Here is a 14,042-nt window from a genome sequence, read left to right on the forward strand (position 1 = left end):
AGATCTGAACAGTTGACATAAGGGATGCTTCAGGCGTCCCGCCGCCGGAAATTAACCTGCCGGACACGTCGGCCCCGCCCCACGAGGCCCCCGGAAGGGCGTCAACTGACGTGAAGAACAGGTGAAACCGCAGGTGACAGGCAGTCAACCGGTCATAGCACAGCGCACACGACCGAAAATCTGACGCGATTTCAGCTTCCGGCCGGACCCTGTCCGTCCGCACCGGCACCCGTGTCCACTCCGTGGACAGTGGTCACGCTGAGTCATCACGAACGGTCGCGGCCGGGCCGCTCGCGGCGGCCTCCCGGGGTGCGAAAGCGCGGGTCAGTGCCGCTGCGCGGGCGGGTATCCGTACCCCGCCGCGGGGGTCGGCGCGTGGGCCTCACGGTCGTAGAACGGGCGGGCGTTGGCGCGCAGCCACATCGCGACCGGGTCGTGCTCGTCGGACATGGCGACGGTCGACACGGGCAGCCCGTCCGGGACCGCGCCGAGGGACTGCTGCATCATCGCGCGCACCGCGTCCACGGCGGGCGGGGAGGCGTCGTACACGTCGAGGCCGATGGCGAGGTACGGGGCGCCCAGCGCGGGCTGCACCCAGGCGCGGCGCAGCGCGCGGACGGCCGGGGTGCGGTGGGCGTTCTGCGCCAGCAGGGCGTAGAACTGCGGGATCTCGATGGCCGGTTCGGACAGTCTGAGCGGTCCGGCGGGCCGGTGGTCCAGGCCGCCGGCGATCCGGCGCAGGTCCAGCCAGGGAATGCCGACACCGCCGCCGGGGGCGTGCGGGTTCAGCCAGAGCCCGTAGTGGCCGGGATAGAGCGCGCGGGCCACTTCGAGGCCGTCGACCACCTCGTACGACCGGTTCCAGCCGCTGGCCGACAGCTCCTGCGCGGAGGTGACACAGGGGGCGTAGCCGAAGCCGTCGACCTCCACGTTCCCGTACTGGGCGTCCGGCGAGCCGGCCTGGCCGTGCCAGAGCAGCATCCAGACCTGGCCGGACGAAGGGGTCGCGAGCGCGCGCAGCAATGCCTCGTACGCGTCGTAACGCCCGGGCGTCACCTGGCGCAGCATGTGCTCGACCTGCCCGGCCGCCGCGGTGCCAGCGCTCACTTGTATCGCCCCTCCGTACAACACCAGCCGGCCAATGAACCTAGCTTAAGCCGCCCGCGCCCGGGCGGCCGCTGTCCGTGCGCCGCGTGGCTGCCCGCGGGCGGGGTCCTCACGGCTGCTGGTGGAAGGGGCGGACGTGGGTGCGCATCCACTCCCCCACCGGGTCCCGGGTCACGTCCAGGAGCACCAGGTTGACCGGCCACCGCACCGGCACACGGCCCAGGGCGCGGCCCAGCGCCTCCATCGGCAGGGTGCGGGCGTCGCCCTCCCACGAGGAGAGTTCCACGCCGACGAAGAGCACGGGGTCGGCCGTCTCGATCGCGGCGAGACAGCGGCGGGCGCTGGTCACCACGCCGAGGGAGGCGAACTCGGCCGAGGCCGCGCCGAGGAAGTCGACCGGGTCGTCCTGCCAGTCGGGCTCGAACAGCCGGACCCGGCCGCCGCTCGCCGAGCCGTCCAGCGGGGTGCGTCCGGCCCGGCACAGCTCGGCCACGGCCGCCGGCGGCAGCGGGATGCCGACCACACCGCCGGGGTTCACCGCGATCCCGGCCTGCGGCGGCAGACCACGCGCGAACTCCACGGCGGGCGCGACGGTGTACGCCGCGTGGGAGCCGACGACCTGGCGGAACTGCTCCTCCGAGCTGAACACCGGGACGTACGCCTGGCCCTGGAGTTCCATCGTGGGCAGGTCGAGCGGGCCGCTGTCCGGGCCGCCGCCGTTCGGCAGCGGGACCCAGACGAAGCTGCGGCCCAGCACCTCGATGATCCTGCCCCCGGCCGAGGGGACGCCGAGGGAGGCGGAGAGCACCTCCTCCAGCTCGTTGCCGGGCCATCCACCGTGCGGATGGGGATGCGTCTGCGCCGGGAAGTCCGCCGGGAAGTCCATCTCTGCCTGCCACTCGCCTGGAACCACTGCTGTGGCTGGAAAGGCTAACCGCTGCGACGCGGGGCCGCGCCCGGTCCGCCCGGTCCGGTGGGCACGCCCGGTCCGGCCGTCGGGGTCAGCCCGTGAAGCCGATGCGGCGCAGCGTGTTCGCCGCGTCCCGGTCGATCAGGACCGCCGAACCGCAGCCGGCCGGCGCCTCCCCGCGCTCCACGGCCCGCAGCAGCCGGTCGCTCGCCGCGCGGTGACGTCGGAACGCGTACCGGGAGACCCCGCGCCCGCGCTCGCGCTGGCCGGCCAGCGCCTCCCCGGGGGTGACGTCGAGCAGCAGCAGGTGCAGGCCGGCGCCCCGGCGGCGGGCTTCGCGGGCCAGCCAGCGGCGCACCCAGGCCTGCGTGCCGCAGTCGTGCACGACGACCCCCTCGCCGGCCCGCAGCGCGCGGCGCAGCCCGGCGTAGTGGGCGAGGCGGACCAGCGGGCGGTAGACGGCGTACGGCAGGAAGTCCGGCATCCGGCGCTCCCAGCGGTCACGGGCGTCCTGGGAGTCGATGCCGACCCCCCGCACCGCGCGCCGCATCAGCGTGGACTTGCCGCTGCCGGGCAGCCCGGTGACCACGACGACGTCACGGGGCCCGAAGAGCAGGGCGCGCGGGCTGCGGCCGGCCCGCTCGCGCAGATCACGGACGACGGGCGCCGGCAGCGCGCCGCGGGCCCGACGGACCGGTGCGGCCGGCTGCTGGTGCAGCGCGACCCCCGTGGTGGTGGCGCACGCCGTGGTCCTGTTCACCGTGATCGTCCTCCCCTGGGGCCGGATACACGTCCCGGTCCCCACCGAGTGTAAAAAGAAGGTAATGCCGGGTGCTCTCGTTTTCGTCCATTTCCTGAAACAGGCCTGTCACAGCCGCCCGTGACCGGGCCCGTACGCACTGTGCACCCCCTGGGAAGGGTCCCCCTGCCACACCCGCACAATGCGTGCAATGATGTGCGCGCCAACTGCATACCGGCCGTTTGAATCCGCGCGGGAGAGTCCCCGGCACCGTTTGCCGCCGGGGCGCCGAAGGAGCAAGTCCCTCCCTTGAATCTCTCAGGCCCCGTTACCGCGCGGGCGAGGCACATCTGAAAAGCGGGCCGCCGCGGTCGTACCGCGCCGGTCCCACCCACGGTGCAAGCCGTGCTTCCCGCCCCGCGCGGGCGGTCACGGCGAACCTCTCAGGTTCCGATGACAGATGGGGAGGACACGCCCTCGCCCTCCCTCACGCCCGGACGAACTCGCGCGGGAGGGACCCCCATCGCCTTGGGAGAACGCCCGATGAGCAGTACCGAACCCCGCCGGACCGCGCTCGACGCCCTGCATCGCGCGCTCGGCGCGACGATGACCGACTTCGCCGGCTGGGACATGCCCCTGCGCTACGGCTCCGAGCGCGACGAGCACAACGCCGTGCGCACGAGGGCCGGCCTCTTCGACCTCTCCCACATGGGCGAGATCACGGTCGGCGGCCGCCAGGCCGCCGCGCTCCTCGACCACGCCCTCGTCGGCGACATGGGGGGCGTCAAGCCCGGCCGCGCCCGCTACACCATGATCTGCCGCGAGGACGGCGGCATCCTGGACGACCTGATCGTCTACCGGCTCGGCGAGACCGAGTACATGGTGGTCGCCAACGCCTCCAACGCGCAGGTGGTGCTCGACGCGCTGGTGGAGCGCTCGGCCGCCTTCGACGCCGAGGTGCGCGACGACCGGGAGGCCTACGCGCTGCTCGCCGTCCAGGGCCCGGAGTCCCCCCGCATCCTGAAGTCGCTGACCGACGCCGACCTCGACGGCCTGAAGTACTACGCCGGCCTGCCCGGCACCGTCGCCGGCGTGCCGGCCCTCGTCGCGCGCACCGGCTACACCGGCGAGGACGGCTTCGAGCTGTTCGTGAAGCCGGAGCACGCGGTGGCGCTGTGGCAGGCGCTGACCGAGGCGGGCGAGGACGCCGGCCTGGTCCCGTGCGGGCTGTCCTGCCGGGACACACTGCGCCTGGAGGCGGGCATGCCGCTGTACGGGCACGAGCTGACCACCTCCCTGACCCCCTTCGACGCCGGTCTCGGCCGGGTGGTGAAGTTCGAGAAGGAGGGTGACTTCGTGGGCCGCGCGGCGCTGACCGAGGCCGCCGGGCGCGCCGCCGCCACGCCGCCCCGCGTGCTGGTCGGCCTGGTCGCCGAGGGCCGCCGGGTCCCGCGCGCCGGGTACGCGGTCGTCGCCGGCGGCGAGGTGGTCGGCGAGGTCACCTCCGGCGCCCCCTCCCCGACGCTGGGCAGGCCGATCGCGATGGCCTACGTCGACGCGGCGTACGCGGCGCCGGGCACCGAGGGCGTCGGCGTGGACATCCGCGGCAGCCACGAGCCCTACGAGGTCGTGGCGCTGCCGTTCTACAAGCGGCGGAAGTGACACCGTCGTAGCGGTCCCCGGGCATCCGGCCGGCACCCGGGCCGGCCCCGTCGTTCCCGCGCCGTGCCCGCTCACGCGCGCTTCGCGCGGTTCCCCCCGTCACCAGCAGCCCCCGCATACAGGAGAATCCAGGCCATGAGCAATCCCCAGCAGCTGCGTTACAGCAAGGAGCACGAGTGGCTGTCGGCCGCCGAGGACGGCGTGTCGACGGTCGGCATCACGGAGCACGCGGCCAACGCGCTCGGCGACGTGGTCTTCGTCCAGCTCCCCGAGGTCGGTGACGGCGTGACCGCGGGCGAGACCTGCGGCGAGCTGGAGTCGACCAAGTCGGTCAGCGACCTGTACTCCCCCGTGTCCGGTGAGATCACCGAGGTCAACGAGGACGTGGTGAACGACCCGTCGCTGGTGAACTCGGCCCCCTTCGAGGGTGGCTGGCTGTTCAAGGTGCGGGTCACGGACGAGCCGGACGACCTGCTGACCGCCGCCGAGTACGACGCGCACGTCGCGGGCTGAGGAGTCGTCACCGCATGTCCGTTCTGAACACGCCCCTGCACGAGCTCGACCCGGCGGTGGCTGCCGCGGTCGACGCCGAACTGCACCGCCAGCAGTCCACGCTCGAGATGATCGCCTCGGAGAACTTCGCCCCGGTCGCGGTCATGGAGGCCCAGGGCTCGGTCCTCACCAACAAGTACGCCGAGGGCTACCCCGGCCGCCGCTACTACGGCGGCTGCGAGCACGTCGACGTGGTCGAGCAGATCGCCGTCGACCGGGTCAAGGAGCTCTTCGGCGCCGAGCACGCCAACGTGCAGCCGCACTCCGGCGCCCAGGCCAACGCCGCCGCCATGTTCGCGCTGCTCCAGCCCGGTGACACGATCATGGGTCTGGACCTCGCGCACGGCGGGCACCTGACCCACGGCATGAAGATCAACTTCTCCGGCAAGCTCTACGACGTGGTCGCCTACCACGTCGGCGACGACGGCCGGGTCGACATGGCCGAGGTCGAGCGCCTCGCCAAGGAGAGCAGGCCGAAGCTGATCGTCGCCGGCTGGTCGGCGTACCCGCGCCGGCTGGACTTCGCCGCGTTCCGCCGGATCGCGGACGAGGTCGGCGCGTACCTCATGGTCGACATGGCGCACTTCGCCGGTCTGGTCGCCGCGGGCCTGCACCCGAACCCGGTCCCGCACGCCCACGTGGTGACGACCACCACGCACAAGACGCTGGGCGGCCCCCGCGGCGGCGTGATCCTCTCCACGGCCGAGCTGGCCAAGAAGATCAACTCCGCGGTCTTCCCCGGCCAGCAGGGCGGTCCGCTGGAGCACGTGATCGCCGCCAAGGCCGTCGCCTTCAAGGTCTGCGCCTCGGAGGACTTCAAGGAGCGTCAGCGCCGCACCCTGGAGGGCGCCCGCATCCTGGCCGAGCGCCTGGCCGAGGACGACGTCAGGGCCGTGGGCGTGGACGTGCTGTCCGGCGGCACCGACGTGCACCTGGTCCTGGTGGACCTGCGGAACTCCGAGCTGGACGGCCGGCAGGCCGAGGACCGGCTGCACGAGGTCGGCATCACCGTGAACCGCAACGCGATCCCGAACGACCCGCGCCCGCCGATGGTGACCTCGGGCCTGCGCATCGGCACGCCCGCGCTGGCCACCCGCGGCTTCACGGCCGAGGACTTCGCCGAGGTCGCGGACGTGATCGCCGAGGCGCTGAAGCCGTCGTACGACGTCGAGGCCCTCCGGGCGCGGGTGACCGCTCTCGCCGGGAAGCACCCGCTGTATCCCGGTCTGAAGTAATTCCGTACGCTTTTATTGGTACGGACATCCGGGGCATCGCGCACACTGGGTCGGTGAGCGCGGTGCCCCGCCCCGTGCACCGCGCACTCCCCCGGTCCCCGCCCGCTCCCGATCCCACCCTTCCCGGCGGACAGCGCCGTCCGCCGAACCCCTAGGAGTCCTCCCGTGGCCATCTCGGTCTTCGATCTGTTCTCGATCGGCATCGGCCCGTCCAGCTCGCACACGGTCGGGCCGATGCGGGCGGCCCGGATGTTCGCCCGGCGGCTGCGCAACGAGGATCTCCTGGGCTCGGTCGCCTCGGTCCGCGCGGAGCTGTACGGCTCCCTGGGCGCCACCGGTCACGGCCACGGCACGCCCAAGGCGGTGCTGCTGGGCCTGGAGGGCGACTCGCCGCGCACGGTCGACGTGGAATCGGCCGACGAGCGGGTGGAGAGGATCAGGGAGGGCGGCCGGATCCGTCTGCTCGGCGAGCACGAGATCCCGTTCTCCTTCGACGACGACATGGTGCTGCACCGCCGCGAGACGCTTCCGTACCACGCCAACGGCATGACCCTGTGGGCGTACGACGCAGCGGGCGCGGAGGTGCTGTCGAAGACGTACTACTCGGTCGGCGGCGGCTTCGTCGTGGATCAGGAGGCGGTGGGCGCGGACCGCATCAAGCTCGACGACACGGTCCTGAAGTACCCCTTCCGCACGGGCGACGAGCTGCTGCGCCTGACCCGGGAGACCGGCCTGTCCATCTCCGCGCTGATGCTGGAGAACGAGCGCGCCTGGCGGAGCGAGGAGGAGATCCGCGCGGGCCTGCTGGAGATCTGGCGCGTGATGCGGGCGTGCGTGTCGCGCGGCATGTCCCGGGAGGGCATCCTGCCCGGCGGCCTGAAGGTGCGCCGCCGCGCCGCGAACACCGCGCGCAAGCTGCGCTCCGAGGGCGATCAGGGGGCCCTCGCCATGGAGTGGATCACCCTCTACGCGATGGCCGTGAACGAGGAGAACGCGGCCGGCGGCCGGGTCGTCACCGCGCCGACGAACGGCGCGGCGGGCATCATCCCGGCGGTGCTGCACTACTACGTCAACTTCGTCCCCGGCGCCGACGAGGAGGGTGTGGTCCGCTTCCTGCTCGCGGCCGGCGCGATCGGCATGCTGTTCAAGGAGAACGCCTCCATCTCCGGCGCCGAGGTCGGCTGCCAGGGCGAGGTCGGATCGGCCTGCTCGATGGCGGCGGGCGCGCTGGCCGAGGTGCTGGGCGGCTCGCCGGAGCAGGTGGAGAACGCCGCGGAGATCGGCATGGAGCACAATCTCGGCCTCACCTGCGACCCGGTCGGCGGCCTGGTCCAGATCCCGTGCATCGAGCGCAACGGCATGGCCGCGGTCAAGGCGGTCACGGCGGCGCGGATGGCGATGCGCGGCGACGGTTCCCACAAGGTGTCCCTGGACAAGGTCATCAAGACGATGAAGGAGACCGGCGCGGACATGTCCGTCAAGTACAAGGAGACGGCCCGGGGCGGGCTGGCGGTCAACATCATCGAATGCTGAACGGCTCCCCGCGTCAAAGCGGTTGGAGCGGGGCATAACACAACTCCCGTCCCCCACGGCACGACACGGGAGACCCGCATGCTGCGTGGCATCGACGTGAGCTCGTACCAGTCCTCCGCGTACGACACGGACGGCTGTTCCTTCGTCTTCATCAAGGCGACGGAGGGCCGTTCGTATGTGAACCCCAAGCTCGGCGCCCAGACGAAGACGGCCCGTGACGCCGGTCTGACCGTCGGTTTCTACCACTTCCTCTGGCCGGGGAATCTCACCGCCCAGGCCGAGTACTTCGTGAGCAGGGCGCCGGAGAGACGGGGGGACATCCTCGCGGTCGACTGGGAGACCACCGGTGACGGGACCCGGGCGAGCAACGCGGAGAAGGACCGCTTCATCCGCAAGGTGAAGCAACTGCGTCCGGACAACAGGGTCGTCCTGTACTGCAACCGCGATTTCTGGCTCACCGTCGATACGACGTCCTACGCCGGTGACGGGCTCTGGATCGCCGACTACGTCACCGCGGGCAGGCCCCGCATCAAGGCCACGTGGCGTTTCCACCAGTACACCGACGACCCGCTGGACAAGAACGTCGCCGACTTCCCCAGCAGGTCGGCGCTGCGGGAGTGGGCGCAGGGCACCTGATCACGGTCCCGGCCGGAACCGGCCCCGACGGTGCGGCACACCGCCCGAGCCGGGTTCCGCCGCACCGCGGCGCTCTCCGCGGCGCGCCTCAGCCCCGGAAGTCCGGCGTGCGGTGCGGGGAGGCTTCCGACAGGGCCTCGGTCACCGCCTCGGCCCCCGCGCGCAGGCCGTAGACGGGGGTGCCGGGCTGCTGGCGCCAGGAGTCGTCGATGCCGCCCGAGTCGACCGTGTCGAAGCCGAGTTCGTCGATCAGGTCCCGGACCCTGCGCTTGGCCGCCTCGTCGTCGCCGGCGACCGGAAGGGCCATGCGGCCGGGGTCGCCGGCCGGGCGGTGGCGGTCCAGGATGTCCTGGGCGTACGTGCCGTTGAAGGCCTTGATCACCGGGTGGCCGAGCTGCCGTTCGGTCCAGCGGCTCTCGGTGAGGCCCTCGTCCTCGATGGCCGCGATCCTGCCGTCCCGCTGCCGGGGGTAGTAGTTGCCGGTGTCGATGACGGCCACGCCCTCCGCGGCGCCGTCGAACAGGCCGGCCGGCAGGTCCGGGACGGCCTTCAGCGGGACGGTGACGACGACGATCTCGGCGCCGCGCGCCGCGTCCTCGGCCCGTACCGGCCGCGCGCCGGTCTCCTCGGCCAGGTCCGTGAGTGTGTGGGGACCTCGGGAATTGGCGACGGACACGTCGTGTCCGAGGGCGGTGAGCCGCCGCGTGAGGTTCCCGCCGATGTTGCCCGCACCGATGATGCCGATCCTCATGTCCGCTCGCCTCGCCCTTCCGGGGGTCGATGTCCGCTTCGGTCCCTCGCGGGAACCGTCGTGGTCGGCATCAACCCCCCGGACGGGCGGGCTATTCCGCAGGGACCTACTTGTTCAGCTGCGCCCAGAACTCGTCGAACGACAGCACCTTGTCGCCGTCCAGGTCACGGGACTTGATCACGGCCTCCGCGACCGCCTCGGTGACGTTCCAGTCACCGCCCTGGGCCAGGGCGGTCTTGAACTCGGCAGCGGTGACGAATCCGTCCCCGTCCGTATCGATCCGCTCGAACTGCTTGCGTGCTTCCTCGATGTCCGCCACCGATCCGCCCCTCGACTCGTCCTGTACGTCCTACTGACGCAGGTCAGATTATCCGGCCACGTCGGACTCCCGTACGGCGGCCGGGTCCGCTTCCCCGATCAGGTCGCGCAGGATGCCCGCCGCCCGGGGCGGGTCCGGCTCGACGCCCTCCCGCAGCGCGTCGCCCGCGCGCCGCCCCAGGCGGCTCATGAACCGCGGGGAGCTGCCGGCGGGCACGTCCGGCCCCCCGTCCGCCGCGTCGAACTCGGTCATCCCGCGCGTGGGGACTCGAGGGGCGCGGCCGGTGGGTCCGCGGGCGCTGTTCCCGCGCGGCCGGGGGACCGCGCCGGTGCCGTGCGTCAGCGGTCGGTGACGCGCATCTCGAACCAGGTGGTCTTGCCCCGGGCCAGCAGGTCGACGCCCCAGCGGTCCGCCAGTTCGTCGACGAGGAAGAGGCCGCGGCCGCTGACGTCCAGGTCGTGCACCGGCATGAGGCAGGGCAGGCCGCGGGACGGGTCGCGGACCTCGACGCGGATCCAGCCGCGCCGCCGTTGCATACGGAGGCCGAAGACCCGGGCACCGGTGTGGCGTACGGCGTTGCCGACCAGCTCGGAGACGAGGAGGACGGCGTTCTCGGTGGTCCTGGCCGTGAGGCCCCAGTGGCGCAGGGTCACGACCTGGACGAGCCGGCGGGCGGTGGCTGCAGACTCGGGCCGGGACAGGAGCGAAACCTCTGCGTCCGCCGGGTTGCCGTGCAACTCCAGTACTCTCAGAGCGTATTCGTCCTCGACCGTCGGCGACCAGCGCGACGTGGTCGCACCTCCGTCTCCCCGCGGCTGTTCCATGCCCTCCAGCCCCGCCATGCCCCCATCATGGCCGTCCGCAGCGGCCCCCAGGGCCGTTCCCCGGGAATACGCCCCCCGTGCGCCCCCGCCCGTCCCCTGCCCGCAGGCATGTGCCGGGGGCGCTTCGGAGCGCGGGGAACCCGGCACCACCTGCGGGAAGCGCTCGCTCTCGGACAGTCGGCGGGTTCCTTCGGCACAAACGGCTCAAGGGCGGGGTGAGGCTGTCATAAACCGCCCTTTCGGGGGACCCGGACGAGACGTCGCGTCAATCGCAAGCAGCCGAAGGGAATTCCGGGGGGTCACAGGAACTTCGCCTTGCCGGGACCCTCCTCCACGAAGCTGCGCATCCCCCGCTCGCGGTCCTCGGTGGCGAACAGCCCCGCGAACCAGTTGCGCTCGACGGCCAGACCGGTGTCGATGTCCGTCTCGAGACCGGTGTCGACCGCCTCCTTGGCGGCGCGCAGCGCGATCGCCGGGCCCTGGGCCAGCTTCGCGGCCCACGCGTGCGCCTGCCCGTAGACCTCCCCGGCGGGAACCACGCGGTCCACCAGGCCGAGGGCCAGCGCCTCGTCGGCCCTGACCTGACGGCCGGTGAAGATGAGGTCCTTCGCCCTGGAGGGGCCGATCAGCCGGGACAGCCGCTGGGTGCCGCCCGCGCCCGGGATGAGGCCGAGCAGGATCTCGGGCTGGCCCAGCTTGGCGTTCTCCCCGGCGATGCGGTAGTCGGCGCAGAGCGCCAGTTCGCAGCCCCCGCCGAGCGCGTACCCGGAGACGGCGGCCACGACCGGCTTGGGGATGCGGGCCACGGCCGTGAAGGAGTCCTGCAGGGCGCGGGCGCGCGCGACCATCGCCGCGTGGTCCATGGCCTGCATCTCCTTGATGTCCGCGCCGGCCGCGAACACCTTCTCGCCGCCGTGGATCACCACGGCGCGCACGTCGTCGCGGCGGGCGGCCTCCTCGGCGAGCTCCTTCAGACGGTCCTGCGTGGCGATGTCCAGCGCGTTCATGGGCGGGCGGTCCAGGCGCAGCGTGCCGACGCCCCCGGCGACTTCGAGATGTACGGTCATGCCAGCAGGTTAACGGCGACTAACGGATGCGGCCCCGGTGCCGTACCTCACACCGGGGCCGCGTCCGTGCGGGCGGTTACGCCTTCCACTTCTCCCAGGACATGTTCCAGCCGTTGAGTCCGTTGTCCGGGGCGATGGTGGCGTCGTCGGAGTTCTTGACCTCCACGACGTCGCCGAGCAGCGAGTTGTCGAAGAACCAGGCGGCCGGTGCCTGCTCGTCCCAGCCGCCGCGGACGTCGCGCAGGCCGACGCAGCCGTGGCTGGCGTTGCGGTTGCCGAAGGCGTCGCCGCCCCAGTAGTTGCCGTGGATGAAGGTGCCGGAGGTGCTCAGGCGCATGGCGTGCGGGACGTCCTTGATGTCGTACTCGTTGCCGTGGCCCACCGTCTCGCTGTTCATCCGGGTCACCGTCAGCTTCTCGCTGATGACCATCTTGCCGTTCCACGTCTCGTAGCCGGGTGCGCCGGTGGTGACCGGGATGGTCCTGACGGCCTTGCCGTCCCGCATGACCTTCATCGTGAGCTTCTTGGCGTCCACGACGGAGACCTGCTCGCGGCCGATGGTGAAGGAGACGGTCTTGGTCTGCTCGCCGTACACGCCGTCACGGCCCTCGACGCCGTCGAGGTCGAGGTCGACGGTGACCTTGGTACCGGCCTTCCAGTACGTCTCGGGACGGAAGTCGAGGCGGTCGTTGCCGAACCAGTGGCCCTCGACCTCGACGGCCGGCTCGGTGGTGATGCGGACGGCCTTCTCGACGTCCTCGGGGTTGGTGATGCCCCGGGTGAAGCGGAGCGAGAACGGCATGCCGACGCCGACCTTGGAGCCGTCCTCGGGCGTGAAGTGGCCGATGAAGGTGTTCTCCGGCGTCAGGGTGGTGAATCTGGAGTCCTCGGCCGCGGTGCGGCCCGCGGAGTCCTTGGCGACCGCGTGCACCGTGTACGTGGTGGAGGCGGCCAGGTGGGTCGACGGCGTCCAGGAGGCGCCGCCGCCGGATATCTTCCCGTCGATCCTCTCGCCGTCCGGGTCCTTGACGACGACCTCGGTCAGTTTGCCCTTGCCGGCGGTCACCCTCAGCGCGCCGCTGGTCCTCACGGACTTGGCGCCGTCCTTCGGCGCGATGCCGATCACGGCCTCGGACTGCTCGCCCTGCGCCGCGCTGGAGCCCTTGTCCTCGCCCTTGCCCTCGCCCGCGCCGGCCCCCCGGTCCGACGACCCGCCGCAGGCGGTGACCGTCAGCATCACGCCGAGCGCCAGCGCCGCCAGCCTGCTGCCGCCCCGCCCCCGAGCGCCCACCGACGCCCCCGATATCGGCCCCATGTTCAACTTGCTCTCCCCTCGGCGGACCCGGCCCCGGCCGGACCCGCGCCCCCGCGCGCCCCTCGCGCGCACGGCGCATAGTAACCACAGGCCAGGGGCGTGGAACGCGACGGGTTTGTCACCGTTGCGTTCCAACTTCTCCGGTCCGCCCGGGGATTACTTCACCGCGCCGCCCGCCTTCCACTTCCGCCAGTTCATGTTCCAGCCACCGAGGCCGTTGTCGGGCGCGACCTCCTCGTCCTTGCTGTTGACGACCTCGACGACGTCGCCGACGAGACTGCGGTCGAAGAACCAGCCCGCCGGGGTGTCCGCGCCGCCGCCCTTCACGTCGCGCAGACCGACGCAGCCGTGGCTGACGTTGGTGCGGCCGAAGACACCGGGCGCGGCCCAGTAGTTGCCGTGCAGGAAGGTGCCCGAGTCCGTCAGCCGGACGGCGTGCGGCACGTCGGGGATGTCGTACTCGCCGCCGAAGCCGACCGTGCGGCTGTCCATGCGGGTGACCTCGAGCATCTCGGTGATCACCATCCTGCCGTTGTACGTGGGGGTCTTCCGCGCCCCCGCCGTGACCGGCACGGTGGCCAGCAGCTCGCCGTCCCGGCGCACCCGCATGGTGTGCCGGGAGGCGTCGACCACCGACACCTGGCTGCGCCCGACGGTGAAGGTGAAGCTGCGGTGCTGGAGGCCGTAGACGCCGGGCGCTCCCTCGACGTCGCGCAGCCGCAGGTCGACGGTGACCCGGGTGCCGGGCTTCCAGTAGTGCTCGGGGCGGAAGTCCAGGCGGGAGCCGCCGAACCAGTGCGGGCGGATCTCCACGGCCGGGCGGGCGGTGACACGGACGGCGCGCTCCACGGCGGCGCGGTGGACGATCTCCCGGTTGAACTCCAGGGAGACGATCATGCCGGTGCCGACCGTGGAGCGGTCCTCGGGGGCGACGTAGCCGATGAAGCGTTCCTCCGGGACATGCGTCGTGAAAGTGGTGTGCCGGGCGGAGCGGCGGCCCTCGCCGTCCACGGCCACCGCGTCGACGGTGTACTTCGCCGCCAGCGCCAGCCGTTCGTCGTCGGGCGTCCAGGTCAGCCCGTCGGCGGAGATCCGCCCGGTGACGGGGGACTCCCGCGCGTCCCGGGAGACGACGACCTTCACCGTCTCCAGCCGCCCGTCCGGCACCCGCACCCGCAGCCGGGAGCCGGGGCGTACGTCCCGGCTCCCGTCGTCGGGCGCGACGTGGATGGCGTCCCCGGCGGCCGGGGGCCCGAGGGCTCCGCCGGCGGGACCGTCCGCGGTACAGCCGGCGGCTCCGGTCAGCAGTCCTGCCCATGTCACTACGGCGGCCAGCGCGGCCCTCGCGCGCCGTGCGCGCCCTTGTACGTACCTCACGCGGTACCCAACGAC

At 72.2% G+C, this 14,042-nt stretch carries 15 protein-coding genes and 1 riboswitch; of the genes, 5 read left to right on the forward strand and 10 right to left on the reverse strand.

The window, feature by feature from the left end; genetic code table 11:
* Positions 1-324 precede the first annotated feature (324 nt).
* The 3 genes from ACF07S_RS20880 to ACF07S_RS20890 all read right to left on the reverse strand — a co-directional run bounded on the left by ACF07S_RS20880 (position 325) and on the right by ACF07S_RS20890 (position 2,777).
* Positions 325-1,107: an enhanced serine sensitivity protein SseB C-terminal domain-containing protein gene (locus ACF07S_RS20880; RefSeq protein WP_391974760.1), complete on the reverse strand. Its 783-nt coding sequence runs from the start codon at positions 1,105-1,107 to the stop codon at positions 325-327.
* Between the two features lie 109 nt (positions 1,108-1,216).
* Positions 1,217-1,993 carry an enhanced serine sensitivity protein SseB gene (locus ACF07S_RS20885; RefSeq protein ID WP_391974781.1) on the reverse strand — a complete coding sequence of 259 codons (777 nt, stop codon included), beginning with the start codon at positions 1,991-1,993 and terminating at the stop codon, positions 1,217-1,219.
* A gap of 115 nt (positions 1,994-2,108) precedes the next feature.
* Entirely contained in the window at positions 2,109-2,777 is a 669-nt protein-coding gene (locus tag ACF07S_RS20890; RefSeq protein ID WP_391965362.1) for an AAA family ATPase, read from the reverse strand.
* Positions 2,778-2,999: 222 nt separating this feature from the next.
* A riboswitch (glycine riboswitch) is annotated at positions 3,000-3,100 on the forward strand.
* A 199-nt stretch (positions 3,101-3,299) separates the two neighbouring features.
* Here ACF07S_RS20890 and gcvT point away from each other — a divergent pair.
* The 5 genes from gcvT (at position 3,300) to ACF07S_RS20915 (ending at position 8,374) form a co-directional block, all read left to right on the forward strand.
* Positions 3,300-4,418 (forward strand): glycine cleavage system aminomethyltransferase GcvT, encoded by a 1,119-nt coding sequence (gene gcvT, locus ACF07S_RS20895; RefSeq protein ID WP_391965361.1) that lies wholly within the window; start codon positions 3,300-3,302, stop codon positions 4,416-4,418.
* Positions 4,419-4,553: 135 nt separating this feature from the next.
* Positions 4,554-4,931 (forward strand): glycine cleavage system protein GcvH, encoded by a 378-nt coding sequence (gene gcvH, locus ACF07S_RS20900; RefSeq protein WP_391965360.1) that lies wholly within the window; start codon positions 4,554-4,556, stop codon positions 4,929-4,931.
* Between the two features lie 14 nt (positions 4,932-4,945).
* On the forward strand, positions 4,946-6,205 hold the full coding sequence (gene glyA, locus ACF07S_RS20905) for a serine hydroxymethyltransferase (RefSeq protein WP_391965359.1): 1,260 nt from the start codon (positions 4,946-4,948) through the stop codon (positions 6,203-6,205).
* A gap of 165 nt (positions 6,206-6,370) precedes the next feature.
* Positions 6,371-7,738, forward strand: coding sequence for an L-serine ammonia-lyase (locus ACF07S_RS20910; RefSeq protein WP_391965358.1), 1,368 nt, complete (start codon positions 6,371-6,373; stop codon positions 7,736-7,738).
* A 78-nt stretch (positions 7,739-7,816) separates the two neighbouring features.
* A complete protein-coding gene (locus tag ACF07S_RS20915) occupies positions 7,817-8,374 on the forward strand; it encodes a glycoside hydrolase family 25 protein (protein WP_391965357.1) in 558 nt (185 codons plus the stop codon).
* An 88-nt stretch (positions 8,375-8,462) separates the two neighbouring features.
* Here ACF07S_RS20915 and ACF07S_RS20920 read toward each other — a convergent pair whose 3' ends face one another.
* The 7 genes from ACF07S_RS20920 to ACF07S_RS20950 all read right to left on the reverse strand — a co-directional run bounded on the left by ACF07S_RS20920 (position 8,463) and on the right by ACF07S_RS20950 (position 14,027).
* Positions 8,463-9,227 (reverse strand): NADPH-dependent F420 reductase, encoded by a 765-nt coding sequence (locus ACF07S_RS20920; protein WP_391965566.1) that lies wholly within the window; start codon positions 9,225-9,227, stop codon positions 8,463-8,465.
* 4 nt (positions 9,228-9,231) lie between these two features.
* Entirely contained in the window at positions 9,232-9,444 is a 213-nt protein-coding gene (locus tag ACF07S_RS20925) for an EF-hand domain-containing protein (protein WP_391965356.1), read from the reverse strand.
* Positions 9,445-9,492: 48 nt separating this feature from the next.
* Positions 9,493-9,696 (reverse strand): hypothetical protein, encoded by a 204-nt coding sequence (locus ACF07S_RS20930; protein WP_391974761.1) that lies wholly within the window; start codon positions 9,694-9,696, stop codon positions 9,493-9,495.
* A gap of 86 nt (positions 9,697-9,782) precedes the next feature.
* On the reverse strand, positions 9,783-10,286 hold the full coding sequence (locus ACF07S_RS20935; protein ID WP_391965354.1) for an ATP-binding protein: 504 nt from the start codon (positions 10,284-10,286) through the stop codon (positions 9,783-9,785).
* Positions 10,287-10,567: 281 nt separating this feature from the next.
* Positions 10,568-11,335 carry an enoyl-CoA hydratase/isomerase family protein gene (locus ACF07S_RS20940; protein WP_391965353.1) on the reverse strand — a complete coding sequence of 256 codons (768 nt, stop codon included), beginning with the start codon at positions 11,333-11,335 and terminating at the stop codon, positions 10,568-10,570.
* Between the two features lie 76 nt (positions 11,336-11,411).
* Positions 11,412-12,656, reverse strand: a complete 1,245-nt coding sequence (locus tag ACF07S_RS20945; protein WP_391974762.1) for an Ig-like domain-containing protein — start codon at positions 12,654-12,656, stop codon at positions 11,412-11,414.
* Between the two features lie 150 nt (positions 12,657-12,806).
* The gene (locus tag ACF07S_RS20950) at positions 12,807-14,027 is read right to left on the reverse strand and encodes an Ig-like domain-containing protein (protein ID WP_391974763.1); all 1,221 of its coding nucleotides are present in this window, start codon (positions 14,025-14,027) and stop codon (positions 12,807-12,809) included.
* Between the last annotated feature and the right edge of the window lie 15 nt (positions 14,028-14,042).

It is taken from the genome of Streptomyces sp. NPDC016640 (assembly GCF_043076215.1).
Lineage (GTDB): Bacteria > Actinomycetota > Actinomycetes > Streptomycetales > Streptomycetaceae > Streptomyces.

Coding starts and splice junctions, on each gene's coding strand:
- ACF07S_RS20885 (WP_391974781.1), bottom strand. CDS start 1,993: ATGGACTTCCCGGCGGACTTCCCGGCGCAGACGCATCCCCATCCGCAC.
- gcvT (WP_391965361.1), top strand. CDS start 3,300: ATGAGCAGTACCGAACCCCGCCGGACCGCGCTCGACGCCCTGCATCGC.
- gcvH (WP_391965360.1), top strand. CDS start 4,554: ATGAGCAATCCCCAGCAGCTGCGTTACAGCAAGGAGCACGAGTGGCTG.
- glyA (WP_391965359.1), top strand. CDS start 4,946: ATGTCCGTTCTGAACACGCCCCTGCACGAGCTCGACCCGGCGGTGGCT.
- ACF07S_RS20915 (WP_391965357.1), top strand. CDS start 7,817: ATGCTGCGTGGCATCGACGTGAGCTCGTACCAGTCCTCCGCGTACGAC.
- ACF07S_RS20930 (WP_391974761.1), bottom strand. CDS start 9,696: ATGACCGAGTTCGACGCGGCGGACGGGGGGCCGGACGTGCCCGCCGGC.
- ACF07S_RS20935 (WP_391965354.1), bottom strand. CDS start 10,286: ATGGCGGGGCTGGAGGGCATGGAACAGCCGCGGGGAGACGGAGGTGCG.
- ACF07S_RS20940 (WP_391965353.1), bottom strand. CDS start 11,335: ATGACCGTACATCTCGAAGTCGCCGGGGGCGTCGGCACGCTGCGCCTG.